Consider the following 13902-nt stretch of genomic DNA (forward strand, 5'->3'; position numbering starts at 1 on the left):
TAGGATGTCTTTATTTACCCAAAGTTGCTTCGGTACAAGTTTTGTTATTTCTAACCCATGTCCAATAGAGCAAAAATAAAGATTAGCGTTTTACAAATCGTATTTATAGCCTTTTTAGGTATCACAACCCTGTCTCTAAAGGCCTCTTCTGCTATGCTCGACAGTGCCCGCTGGGTTTCAAAAATTGATTCCATAAAATTGGCTTATCAGCAAATTGAATATGAAGGGCCCTATGCCCTGAGCTTTTATACTGCCTTGAGTGCTTACCCTGAATTAAATGATGTGAATATACAGTTCAGGCAACGTAATATCAAAACTACTATGCAATGCAGGCCCAAAACATTTTCTGTATTGCGGAAACCGGCTAAAAGAAAATTTGTAATGGTATTTAATCAAAACCGGGGTGTGCCAATAAATGAGTTGAGTTTTAATGCACGCGTAGGGCTTTTTGCCCACGAAATTGCTCATGTGCTGGATTATTTACAAATGACAAGCGGACAAACCATAGGACTTGGGTTTCGTTACATTTCAGAAAAAGGCCAGATTGCTCTTGAACACGAAATAGACCGCATGGTTATTTGGAAAGGTTTTGGACATCAAATTCTTCAATACGCTAAAGAAGTATTACGGAACTCATCAATTACCGATGATTACAGGCAAAGGCGTAGTCATGTCTATCTTAAACCATCAGAAATTAAGCAACTTATCAGCATTGTTGAAAACAATCCTTCAAATGTTAATAGATAGCTTTTAAATTTTCGATTTCTTCAGAACAAAACCACGTATTTTTGCATTAATAAATTCGGGGTAAGCATGTATAAGATTTACGTCACCCCATTTTTTGAGTCAAACCCTTTGCAATAATTGTCTGATATGTCCCAATTTACACATTTGCATGTGCACACGCAGTATTCCATACTCGATGGAGCATCTAAAATAACTGAACTTTTACAGAAAGCAAAAGATGATGGTATGCCCGCTGTGGCAATTACGGATCATGGTAATATGTTTGGCGTAAAAGATTTTTGGGATAACGCCAAAGATATTGATATTAAGCCTATTATAGGCATTGAGACATATGTGGCGGCAAACGGTAGGCATGTAAAGGAAAAAGGTAAAGGTAATCGCGGCTATCACCTGATTTTATTGGCCAAAAATACAACAGGCTATAAAAATTTAATGAAGTTAAGCTCATTGGGCTTCACCGAAGGCTTTTATCACAATGCCCGCATCGACCATGAGCTTCTGGAAAAGTATCATGAGGGCATCATTGCCAGCTCAGCATGCCTTGGGGGTGAGATACCTCAATATATTTTAATGAACCAGCTCGATAAAGCTTATGAACGTGCACGGTGGTTTAAAAATTTATTTGGAGACGATTTTTACCTTGAGCTTATGCGCCATCCGGCCAAAGCCCCACAACAGCGTGAAGCAATTTATGACCGCCAGCAAATTGTAAATAATGAGTTGATAAAGATGTCTAAAGAATTAGACATTAAACTGATTGCTACAAATGATGTGCATTTTACAAATGCAGAAGATGCTGAAGCCCATGACCGTTTGATTTGTTTGGTTACCAATTCTCCCATAGACGACCCCAAGCGGATGCGTTATACCAAGGAAGAATATTTTAAGTCAACCAAAGAAATGCAGGAACTTTTTGCTGATGTTCCTGAAGCCGTTACAAACACACAGGAAATAGTAGATAAAATTGAAGACCTTGAACTTAACAGCGAGGCTATAATGCCTGATTTTAGGCTACCTGAGGGTTTTGATAATGAGAATGATTATTTGCGTCATCTAACCTATGAAGGTGCAAAAGAGCGATGGGGTAACGATTTGCTCGAAAGTGCCGTTGAGCGACTCGATTTTGAGTTGCAGACAATAAAGGATATGGGATTTCCCGGGTATTTTCTCATCGTATGGGATTTTATCAAAGCTGCACGCGAAATGGGCGTTATTGTAGGCCCGGGACGTGGCTCAGCAGCCGGCTCGGCAGTGGCTTACTGCCTGAAAATTACCAATATTGACCCAATTAAATACGATTTGCTTTTTGAACGTTTTCTTAATCCCGACCGTATCTCAATGCCCGATATCGATATTGACTTTGACGATGATGGACGGCAGGAGATTCTGGACTGGGTAGTAGACAAATATGGCGAAGATAAAGTTGCACACATTATCACCTTTGGTACAATGGCTACAAAATCGTCCATTCGAGATGTAGCACGTGTACAGGAATTCCCACTCAAAAGAGCCGATGAAATAGCCAAGCTCGTGCCCGAAGCCCCTAAAATGAACTTTAAAAAGGCTTATAAAGAAGCACCGGACCTTAAAAAGTTGCGCGAAGCCGGTAATCCCGAAGAAAAAGCCGTGCTTGAATATGCCGAAAAGTTAGAAGGTTCTGTGCGCCAAACCGGTGTGCATGCTTGTGGTATTATTATTTCCAAAGATAGCCTCACTGAGTATATCCCCGTGTGTAAAGCAAAAGATGCCAAATTGCTTGTTACCCAATACGATGGCAATTTTGTGGAGCCTGTTGGGATGCTTAAAATGGACTTTCTGGGTCTGAAAACCCTATCCATCATTAAAGAGGCTTTGGAATTTATTGAAGACTCTAAGGGCTTTGCCCCGAACATTGATCAGGTGCCGTTAGAGGATGCCAAAACTTTTGAACTCTATGCACGTGGCGACACTACAGCCCTGTTTCAATTTGAATCGCCCGGTATGAAAAAACACCTCCGGGCACTAAAACCCGACCGGTTTGAAGATTTAGTGGCTATGAATGCCCTTTACCGGCCGGGTCCAATGGGATATATCCCCCAATTTATCGACCGGAAGCATGGACGTGAGAAAATAGCATACGACCACCCGATGATGGAGGATTTTTTGGACGATACTTATGGAATTACCGTCTTCCAGGAGCAGGTTATGTTACAATCCCGTAAGCTGGCCAATTTTACCCGCGGACAATCAGACAGTCTCCGTAAAGCAATGGGTAAAAAGAAAAAAGCTCTTATGGCTGAGCTGAAAGTAAAATTTCATGATGGTGCGTTGGCCAATGAAGAATTCATACAAGGTTGCAAACAGGTTAATAAAGAACCGGAAAAACTTATTGAAAAAATATGGAAAGACTGGGAGGCATTTGCAGAATATGCATTTAATAAATCACACTCTGTTTGTTATGCCTATGTTTCATACCAAACTGCATATTTAAAAGCACATTACCCGTCAGAATTTATGGCAGCGGTGCTTACGCGTAATTTGTCTGATATAAGTAAAGTAACTACCTTTTTAGACGAAACGCGGCGGATGGGCATTGAGGTACTCGGCCCCGATGTTAATGAAAGTGTGTACAAGTTCCGGGTTACATCAAAAGGAGATTTGCGATTTGGATTAGGAGCAGTAAAAACCGTGGGCACAAATGTGGTGAATCATATTATCGAAGTGCGCGAAGAAAAAGGCAGATTTGACGATATTTACGAGTTTGTAGAGACAGTTGATATGCATATTGTCAACAAAAAAAACATGGAAGGATTGGCCTATGCGGGTGCTTTTGACTGTTTTGATATTGGACGCCACAATTTCTTTGCTACCGATGATAAAGGACAAACCTTTATTGAACAGCTTATCAGGTATGGCAACCGAATGAAAGAAGAAAGTACCAGCGCTCAGCAATCGTTGTTTGGAGGAGCAGATGAGAACTTTAATGTGGCCAGACCAACAGTTCCGCAGGGTGAATCCTGGACAAAAATGGCCCGAATGAATATTGAAAAGGAATATGTGGGTATTTACCTTTCGGAACATCCGCTTGATGATTACAAGTTGGAGCTTGAGCATATTTGCAATGCACGTTTTGTAGATTTGCAGCAGGATATGGAATCTATGGAAAATAAAGAAGTTACCGTTGGGGGAATGGTTACAGAGGTAAAGCATCTTACTACTAAAAACGGTAAACCATGGGGTCGACTGACAGTGGAAGATTTTAGTGGAGCCTATTCCTTTGCTCTTTTTGGCCGCGATTACATGAACTTTAAACCCTACATGGAGAAAGACTGGTACCTGCTCATTAAGGGAAAAGTACAGAGAAGAGAGTGGGGCGACACCAACGAATTGGAGTTTAAAATCAAAGAAATTAGCAACCTGGTTGATGCCCGTGATGATAAAATTAACAGCATCAACATTAAAATACCTATTGATTCACTTACCGAGGAGCTGGTAACAGAAATGTACGATATTATGGGACAGGGCAAAGGCAAAAAAGAGTTGCAGTTTATGGTTTTTGACCCTCAAAAAGATATTGTCATCCCCATGTTTTCAAGAAGTGTAAGCGTAGACATTTCAAAAGAGCTGGTTGAGTATCTGGGACGGTTCCCTGAACTTGAATATAGTTTGAAATAAATGGCAAAATAATTGCTAAATTTAACCTAAAATTTAAAAATTGAATATTATGGCTATCGAACTAACTGAATCGAATTTCGACGAAAAGGTAATACAATCAGATGTACCTGTAGTAGTAGACTTGTGGGCAGAATGGTGTGGCCCATGTAAATTACTGACCCCCATCATGGAAGAGCTGACAACTGAATATGAAGGCAAAGCCCTGATTGCCAAGGTCGATGTAGATAGTAATCCCGGTATTGCTGCAAAATATGGTGTACGCAACATTCCTACAGTACTTTTCTTCAAAGATGGCGAAGTTGCTGACAAACAGGTTGGTGCTGTACCAAAAGACAAATTAACCGAAAAACTGGATAGTTTGATTTAATAATGTAATATTAAGTATATTTTAACAGGCTGTTCATTAATTCGAGCAGCCTTTTTTTGTTACTTTGTGTTCAGGGAAAATTATATTTTATGACCGATAAAATAACCGTAGAGAAAATACAGGAAGTACGACATCTGAACAGCCTTGATTTTTTTGCAAGACAAATAGTAGAAGGGTTTATTACAGGCCTTCACCGAAGTCCTTTTCATGGTTTTTCGGTCGAATTTGCTGAACACAGGGCCTACAATAATGGCGAATCTGTTCGGTTTATCGACTGGAAGTTATATGGCCGAACAGGTAAACTTTTTGTGAAGCGGTTCGAAGAAGAAACAAATCTGCGCTGTCAGATTGTAATAGATACTTCATCCTCTATGTTTTTTCCAGTAGAAAAACAAGTCAATAAAATTCAGTTCAGCGCGTATGCTGCTGCGGCGCTTATTCATATGCTTAACCGCCAACGTGATGCAGCAGGGCTTTCTTTGTTTGATGAGCTGCTACAGTTCCATACAAGAGCCCGGATGTCAAAAAACCATGTACAAACCATATATGCCAGGCTGGATGAGTTATTAAAACTAAAATATCAGCCAAAACAGCGAAAACAAACCCAAATCTCCGGTGTGTTGCATCAAATAGCCGAAGCGGCTCATAAAAGGTCACTAATTGTTATTTTTTCAGATATGTTTGAGAATGAGGATGCTTCGAATCTTTTTAATGCACTGGAGCATTTACGATACAATAAACACGAGGTTATTGTGTTTCATGTACATGACAGACAGTATGAACAGGCTTTGGTGTTAGAGGACAGACCGCACAGGCTTATTGATATGGAAAACGGCGAAGAATTGAAGTTAAAGCCTCAGGAAGTAAGACAGCTGTATGGAGAGCAAATGAAAGCTTTTTATGACCAAATCAGGAAAAAATGTTTACAATATAAAATCGATTTTGTCACAGCAGATATAAACGACCCTTTTGACAAGGTGCTGACATCGTTTCTGGCCCGAAGAAGTCGGATGTTTTAAAATTATTACCAAGTGAAACAGCTATTTTTCACCTTATTCATTATAGTTTTTTTGCCTACTGTTCTTTGGGGGCAGACAAACCCGAACGACCCACGTGAAAGACCAAAGATTGGTTTGGTGCTAAGTGGTGGAGGAGCAAAGGGCATGGCACATGTGGGCTTTCTTAAAGTAATGGAAGAGGCCGGAATAAAGCCCGATTACATTACCGGTACTTCTATGGGAAGTATTGTAGGCGGATTATATGCCATTGGTTATTCCTACGAGGAAATTGAGAATATACTCAGAGACCAGAATTGGAATGAAGTTTTATCGAACGACGTTCAGTTGTCAGACATCAGTATAAACGAAAAAGATAGTTACGGGCAGTATTTTGCGGAGTTTCCAATCCAGGGGATTCAGATTAAATTACCTAAAGGCCTGATTTTCGGACAACGTGTAATGGACCTTCTGAATTATTATACTTTATCGGCCTACGACATTCACAATTTTGATTCTCTGCCTATTCCTTTTAAGTGCGTGGCTGCAGACATAACCAACGCAGAACCTGTAGTGTTGGATACCGGGAGTTTGGCACTGGCTATGCGTGCCAGTATGGCTATACCTACGGTTTTTACACCAGTGATGTGGGGTGATAGATTATTGGTCGATGGCGGGTTAACTAGAAACTTCCCGGTAGAAGAGGTTAAGAAAATGGGAGCCGATATTATAATTGGCGTATACACTGGTGGTGTGCTTAAGGATAAAGAAGCCTTAAATTCAATGATTGACATAATGACTCAATCTGCATTTTTTATGGGAATTTTTGATGCAGAAGAGCAAAAAAAGATGGTCGATATTTATATTGAGCCAGACCTGGAAGGATATACCGCAGCAGATTTTGTAAAAGTAGATTCTATTATTGAAAAAGGAGAGCAGGCAGCGCGTAAAGTTTATGATAGACTCGATTCCTTATCAAAAGCGCAGCGGAAATATTTAAAAAAGCCACCAAAGGCAACTTTGTCTATGCCAGACAGTATAGTGGTACAAAAGATTACTACACAGGGGATTGCTCCCAGGTATAGAGCATTTGTAAAGGGACGTCTGGGAATCGTGCCAAATAAGCCTTTTCATTTCAGTGAGCTCGAAAATGGTATCAACCGAATTTATGGCAGTCGCTATTTTTACAGGGTTTATTATAGTTTTGAAGATATTAAAGGTGGCGGCCAAAAATTGATTATTCATGCAGAAGGCAAACCAACCGGGTTCTTAGGCGCCAGCGTACATTACGATTCTGAAAAACGTGCTGCTTTATTGCTTAACACTACATTTCGCGATTTAATTATACCTTCGAGCCGTTTGAGCCTAACAGCCAATCTTTCAGAGAATCCCGGTTTTCAATTGGATTTTTTTAAATATTTTGGCAAAAAACGCAATTATACCCTCGGAACGCAATTTAATACAGATGCTTTTGATGTACCGGTGTATGATAAAGGCGATCTGAGCCGTTTGTACAAATATAACTATTCATCATACGAACTTTATACCCGTTATGCCCTGACAAATGATTCCCGGTTAAGTGCGGGTGGACTGATGGAAAGAACATCCGTGAAGCCCAAGGTGCATAATACCAATGATTTTGAGCGTTGGGTGGTGAAGAACAAGCAGCTTTATGCTTCTTTCGAAATTAACACAACCAATAAAAGATATTTCCCCACAAAAGGTCTTGACCTGTCATTAAGATACGAATATAATTTTGACTTACAGTATGATATCAGTTTGGAAGATACTTCTGCTAATTTTGATACACAAATGTTTAATAAAACATTTGGCAGTCTGAAATTTCATTTGGATTATTACCAACCTGTATGGAATAAATTCACGCTTCATGCCTACGCTCATGCGGGCCTTACTTTTGGTGAGAACTTCACCCTCGTAAAACAATATATGGCAGGTGGTATATTTACTGCTTACTCATACCTCATTCCATTTACGGGATTTAATGAGCTGGAATATACCGCACTGCAAATATTGTCAGGAGGTGGTGGCATCCAATATGAATTGTTTACAGATATTTTTATTGAACCCCAGGTCAATGTCTTACTTTCAGCAGATTACGTTGAAGACTTTATCAATACTTCTTTGGAAGAACGCTTCATTTTGGGTTATGGACTGAAAGTTGGTTACTCATCCATAATTGGCCCCGTAGTAGTTACCGTGTCTTCTAACACCTACAATAAAAAAGTAAGGTCATTTTTCAACCTTGGGTACCGGTTTCGCTTTTAATCATCCGCGCCAGTCAATCAGGTGTTTTGTTTCATCCAGTGTGTTTACTACCCCATATAAAAAATCGTTTTGGCGTTTTGCTGAGCACATCATAGGATGATGAGAGCTTACTTTGTGATTGAGGCTCATATCACTGGTAATATTTTGTGCATGTCCGCCCCACAAAATCCAAACAATATCCGGGTTTTGGTGATTAATGAAATTTAAGAGGTTTTGAGAAAACTGTTTCCAATGCTTGCTATGGCTGTTGGATAACCCTGTTTGGCAGGTAAAAGCAGTATTTAGTAATAAAACACCCTGTTTTTCCCAGTTTTTAAATATTTCCTGTGGCCCTGCAAGTGCTTTTGTCTTTTTGTTCCATTCTATAATAGACTTGTATGGAAGCGTATCGCCATAATATGTTTTGTAAATTAGCCGAATGATATTTTTTAATGAAACATTGCGAAAAGGTTGTGACCAATCACTCAGTGTGCCCACTTCAAAAGCCCTGCCCGTGGCAACCCCCGGCTGGGGATAGGGGTCCTGACCCAGGATAATAGTTTTCACCTCATGTAACGGAATGGTTAAAAACTGCAGGACACGGGAAATTTCTGGGGTAAAATCTTTTCGTGTGGTTTTATTGGCTATATCCTCCAGCAATTGGCTGTTTTCTGAATCAAGAAACGGGTGCCAGCCCTTAGCAACAGGGGCGTGTAGCTCATCTAAAAATTTTGACATGAGTATTAGTAAATTTGCGTGCGGAAATTCTTCATTTCTTTTTCGATGTGTGGTGCCTCGGGCAAAATAGAATATAAAAGTTTTTTAAACCCCTGGCCATGGTTTGGATGTATAGTATGGCAGAGCTCATGTATTATTACATAATCGATCATCATGGCCGGTAGGCGCATCAGCTGAATGTTTAAGCTAATGTTGCCTCTTGTGGAGCAACTCCCCCAGCGTGTTTTGTTATTTCTGAAAGTGAGATTATTGTACCGGAATTTATATCGCCTTGCGAGTTCTTTAGTTCTTTCAGGAAGGTACCTGGAAGCTTCGTCTTTAAGCACATAATCAATGATGTTTTTAATGCCCGATTGAAAAGCCGGATTTTTGATATCAAAATTTTCAGGTACTGCAATTACGTATTCCGGTCTCTTGCCCTTTAACCGCATACGATCTGTATCTTTTTGTTCAATGGTAAACTGATTGAAAAAAGTTTTTATCGTGGTTCGATGTTCAAATACGGTTCTTTTTTGTTCAATACTTTTGTTGAAAGCCTGTTTTTCCAGAATCCATTTTTTCTTTCTGGCAATGACATTTGAAATTTGCTTTTTCGAAGCACTGGCAGGCGATGAAATAGTTACAACCTCGAAAGGTTTTAGCCTGATATTAAAGTTTTTAAGCCCGTTTTTTTGGACTATTTTTATTTTGCCTATATCGTTATCTACGAGATAATAGTATTTCGCATTCATAACTACAAAAAAAGTGAAAATAACTATAAAATCTTCAATTATATTGAAAAGAATTTTTACCTTTGCCGCACTTTAATCAAACGATAATGTTATGCCAGTAAGAATTAGATTACAGAGACACGGAAGAAGACATCATCCCTTCTACTACTTAGTAGTAGCAGATAGCAGGGCGCCACGAGATGGTAGATTTATCGAACGGATTGGTTCTTACAATCCAATGACAAATCCTGCTAGCGTACAACTGGATTTTGATAAAGCATTATCGTGGCTGCAAAAAGGAGCGCAACCTTCAGAAACTTGCCGCTCCATCCTATCAAGGGAAGGTGTCATGATGTACAATCACCTGTTAAAAGGTGTGCGTAAAGGAGCTTTTGATGAGGCAACCGCCGATAAAAAGTTTGAAACCTGGAAAGCCGAGAAACAAGTGAAGCTTCAGGATGAAGCTGAAAAAACAAAGGCTGAAACGGAAAAAGAAAAAGCTGAGCGCATGGCCAAAGAAAAAGAGGTCAACGAAGAACGCGCTAAACAGCTTGCAGAGAAAAATGCCGAACTGAATGCTGCAGCAGAAACTGATGCTAAGGGCGAAGATGAAGCCGCCAAAGCTAAAGAAGAGCAGGCAGAAGCCAGTGAAGCACAAGCAGAGGGAGAAGCTGAGGTTGCGAAAGAGGCTGAAGCAAAAGACGAAGCCAAGGAAGCTGAAGCAAAAGATGGAGCTAAAGAGGCCAAGGAAGATGATTCCAAAGAGACTGAAGCTAAAGAGGCTAAGGAAGATGACTCCAAAGAGGCCGATGACGAAAAAGAGAAAAAAGCTGAAAACTAATCTGCATGAATTTTCAGGATTGTGTTCTTGCAGGCACCATTACTAAAACACACGGTGTTGACGGTAAGGTGGTGGTAGCCACAGAGATAAATCTTGAAACAAAAGACTTCAGGGAACCAATATTCATCAAAATTGATGGATTGCTGGTTCCCTTTTTTGTTGTTACTATCGACACTAAGGGGCATAACCAGTACATAGTTACTTTGGAACTTGTAGATACAATAGAAGAAGCCTCAACCCTCATTGGTCTTGATGTGCTTTTATATGAAGATGATGTTGTTTTTGCTGATTCATTCGAAATGTCTCAATTGCAAGGATTGAATGTAATTGATCAGCAAAAAGGAGAATTAGGCCCCATCATACGGGTTGAAGAAGTTTTCGCTAATTCCTTACTTGTTGTTGATAAAGAAGGAGAAGAAATATTAATCCCATTCAACGACGACTTTATCGTGGAAATTTTGCCAGAAGAAAACTATCTTTTACTTGATTTACCCGACGGTTTAATTGAATTAAACCAATAAATTCCATTTTCTTTCATAAAAAAACCTTAATTTATTTAATTTAGAGGTTTATAAACGGAGACAATGAGTTTACGATTCTTTCTTATTCTCGTGTACATATTTTGTGCGCAGTTTACACAAGCCGGTAAAATTGACTCTTTGAAGCAAGCACTCAATTCAAAGAGTGATACGGGTCGGGTTCATACTTTACTTGAACTAACCTATAACTATCGAAGAACCGATATTGACTCCGCCTACTTTTATCTTCAGCAGGCAAATAAACTTTTATCTGCCATAAAAGAAAATTTTAATAGTAGTGCTATAAATCGGTGTCAGGCTTATTATTATCAGCAAAAAGGTTTAGTTAACCAAATGACGGACCAATATGATTCAGCACATAATAGTTACAATGAGGCTTATGAAATATACAAGCGGCAAGGATTAGTACAAAAACAATCACAAATCCTTATTAATTTAGGAACCTTGCATGAGGAAACAGGGAATTTTTCAAAAGCCCTTGAAGCTTATTATGCATTGTTAAGCCTAACCGACAGCGCTTCTTTAAAACTGGAAAAATCAAGAGTACTTATTAATATTGGTGTGATTTACCTGAATCAACAAAAGTATAAGAAAGCACTGGAGTACTTCGGAAAAGCTATACCACTTAAAAAAGAAGTTAAGGATAAACAAGGCGAGGCCTTAGCATATAATAATATAGGGATAGCTTATTATTATTTGAGCGAATATGATAAAGTGCTCGAGAATTTTAAAAGAAGCTTAAATATTTATCGGCAAATCAATGATTTAAGAAGCCAGGCATTGCCTTATTTTAATATTGCTGAGATTTACTACGAACAGAGAGAATTAAAAGAGGCCCTGTATTATTATAAGAAATCGTATGAAATTGAGAGGCAGCTTAATAATATGTCCGATCAGGCAGTCTCTTTAATGGCTATTGGGAATGTATATATCGATCTGAAAAAATTTACAGATGCTATTCGTGTGCAACAAGAAGCCGTGAATATTTTGAGTGAAATAGGAGCCAAACACGAATTGGCTAATGCGCTACTTCAATTATCCTATAGTTATGAGGTGCTCGGTAATTATAAAAAAGCACTTGAAAAGTATAAAGCTCATAAGCACATAAAAGACTCGGTATTTAATTTACGCAAAGAAGCACAGATAGCAAAAATTCAAGAGCAATATGAGTCTAAGCAAAAAGACCAGCAAATAGCATTGCTGCAAAAACAAAATAGGCTGGCAGAATTGGAAAATAAACAAAAGCAAGCACAAATAAATAGCAGGCAGCGTATTGCAGTTTTAAGTTTATTGGTCGCAGCGCTGGGATTGTTTGCGCTTGTTATGATTTATAGGCTTTATAGACAAAAAAAGCTATCGAACCAGATGCTTGAACTTAAAAACGGAGCCATTCAACGAAAAAATGATGAGATTATAGAAGTGGTTCAAAAGCTTGAAAATAATCTTAAAGGAAGAAGAGAATTTTATAGAATTATATTGAGTGAGCTGCGCGTACCCCTGGTTTCTATATCGGGTTTTGCAAGACTTATTTCGCTTCAACCCAATAATGAAAGTTTACAAAAATATATCGCCCAACTTCAAAAATCAGCAAGGGTTTTAATCCGGGTTCTTGAAAATTTTACGGTGGCAACGAAACTGGAAACCGGAGATTTTAAACTTAATAGAGAAGGTGTAGATATTAATGAAATAGCAAAACATTTATTGAAACACTTTGAACCACTCGCAGTCCAAAGAAAAGTAGAATTGGACTATCATATTGATGATTCTTGCCCGCGCGTGTTGGACTTAGATCCTGTGAGGTATTTTCAATTATTATCAAATCTTACAGATAATGCCATTAGGCGGGTATTGCCCGGAGGCAAGGTTAGTACAATTTTTTATTATGAAAAACCAAACCTGCTCAAAGTTAAGGTGAAAGATACAGGGGTAGAAATTTCTGATTCATATAAAGAAGACCTTTACACACAGTTTCAGGAAAAAGACGATTTGGTGTCTAATACCGTAAGGTTTGGCCTGGGGCTTAGTTTGGTGAAGAGCATAATCGATGCTTATGACGGAAGTATTTTTATTGATGGTAACGATGCTGGAGAAAATGAAATGACCGTTGCCTTGCCTACTGAAGTAGTGAGTAATAGTAGTTTTAGTTTTTCAGCCCACGAACAAGATTTAAGTGAAAACAACCTTTTAACAGGCAAAATACTTATTGCGGATAATAAAGAAGAAATCAGCGATGAGGTTGATGAAGCTTTAGCAGCATATAGCAAAGGGTTAACAGTAGAGCATGTGAATGAAAAAGAAGAAGCTATAACCCTATTAGATAATAAGGATTTTGATATTTGCATTGTGAATATACCCGCTCAGGAAAAAGAACTCGCTGAGTATTGGGAAGCGTTTAAAAAAGTAGTCGGTTCCCGCAATAAATCAACTGTTTTCATTGGCGTATCAGATAATATTTCGCAGGGGTTCTTGCAGGCATCTAACAAACATGGCATTTCCGGAGTTTTGAAAAAACCAATAGAGGTATACAAATTGCTAGTAGAAATTGAACGCTTCGTTTGTGTTGATCCTGGTCTAGGTTTGACTATTGCAACTAATTGCACCAATAAAAATCAAATAGTAAATTCTCAGGTTGAAGTCGGTAATGAGCAGCCACACTCAAATAAAGTTGAGCAGAATTTGACAATTTTGAATAGTGCTATCAGGCAAAAAGACTGGAAAACTGTTATGGAACAAATCAACCAACTCGGATCCGGCAGCAATGCGCATTTAACGCGTGATGTACTACAGTATTTGAATGTTATAGAAAAAGAATGTGTAACAACTCGAAATGTAGACGTTATGCTCCATGCATTAGAATTATTTCAAAAAAAGCGGAATAAAAATATGTTTGGCTAAAACAGCTTCATCCGTTTAAAATTAATTTTAACCCAACTTGAAAACACAAACGCATAAATAACTTCCATTGAGTGCATTATGATTTTGTTTTTTACAATTGGGGGACTACTTTTGTTTTTCTAACATATGGGCGGTGTTTAAAATTATGGCT

At 38.7% G+C, this 13902-nt stretch carries 9 protein-coding genes and 1 pseudogene; 8 read left to right on the forward strand and 2 right to left on the reverse strand.

What is annotated here, in order from left to right; all coding sequences use genetic code 11:
• Nucleotides 1–57: 57 nt before the first annotated feature.
• The 5 genes from ACTB0Y_RS03030 (at nt 58) to ACTB0Y_RS03050 (ending at nt 8049) form a co-directional block, all read left to right on the forward strand.
• Complete coding sequence (locus tag ACTB0Y_RS03030) at nt 58–747, forward strand: hypothetical protein (protein WP_463205316.1); 690 nt, start codon at nt 58–60, stop codon at nt 745–747.
• A 126-nt stretch (nt 748–873) separates the two neighbouring features.
• Nucleotides 874–4401, forward strand: coding sequence for a DNA polymerase III subunit alpha (dnaE, locus tag ACTB0Y_RS03035; RefSeq protein ID WP_463205317.1), 3528 nt, complete (start codon nt 874–876; stop codon nt 4399–4401).
• A 49-nt stretch (nt 4402–4450) separates the two neighbouring features.
• A complete protein-coding gene (gene trxA, locus ACTB0Y_RS03040) occupies nt 4451–4768 on the forward strand; it encodes a thioredoxin (protein ID WP_463205318.1) in 318 nt (105 codons plus the stop codon).
• An 89-nt stretch (nt 4769–4857) separates the two neighbouring features.
• Nucleotides 4858–5787 (forward strand): DUF58 domain-containing protein, encoded by a 930-nt coding sequence (locus tag ACTB0Y_RS03045; protein WP_463205319.1) that lies wholly within the window; start codon nt 4858–4860, stop codon nt 5785–5787.
• 12 nt (nt 5788–5799) lie between these two features.
• Nucleotides 5800–8049, forward strand: coding sequence for a patatin-like phospholipase family protein (locus ACTB0Y_RS03050; RefSeq protein WP_463205320.1), 2250 nt, complete (start codon nt 5800–5802; stop codon nt 8047–8049).
• Here ACTB0Y_RS03050 and ACTB0Y_RS03055 read toward each other — a convergent pair whose 3' ends face one another.
• Nucleotides 8050–8766 (reverse strand): uracil-DNA glycosylase, encoded by a 717-nt coding sequence (locus ACTB0Y_RS03055; protein ID WP_463205321.1) that lies wholly within the window; start codon nt 8764–8766, stop codon nt 8050–8052.
• A 5-nt stretch (nt 8767–8771) separates the two neighbouring features.
• Complete coding sequence (locus ACTB0Y_RS03060) at nt 8772–9497, reverse strand: M48 family metallopeptidase (RefSeq protein WP_463205322.1); 726 nt, start codon at nt 9495–9497, stop codon at nt 8772–8774.
• 91 nt (nt 9498–9588) lie between these two features.
• Here ACTB0Y_RS03060 and ACTB0Y_RS03065 point away from each other — a divergent pair.
• The 3 genes and pseudogenes from ACTB0Y_RS03065 to ACTB0Y_RS03075 all read left to right on the forward strand — a co-directional run.
• A pseudogene (locus ACTB0Y_RS03065) lies at nt 9589–10179 on the forward strand (30S ribosomal protein S16); the annotation flags it as partial.
• 143 nt (nt 10180–10322) lie between these two features.
• Nucleotides 10323–10838: a ribosome maturation factor RimM gene (rimM, locus tag ACTB0Y_RS03070; protein ID WP_463205323.1), complete on the forward strand. Its 516-nt coding sequence runs from the start codon at nt 10323–10325 to the stop codon at nt 10836–10838.
• A 63-nt stretch (nt 10839–10901) separates the two neighbouring features.
• A complete protein-coding gene (locus ACTB0Y_RS03075; protein ID WP_463205324.1) occupies nt 10902–13751 on the forward strand; it encodes a tetratricopeptide repeat protein in 2850 nt (949 codons plus the stop codon).
• Nucleotides 13752–13902 lie beyond the last annotated feature (151 nt).

Source organism: Salinivirga sp. (assembly GCF_055145285.1).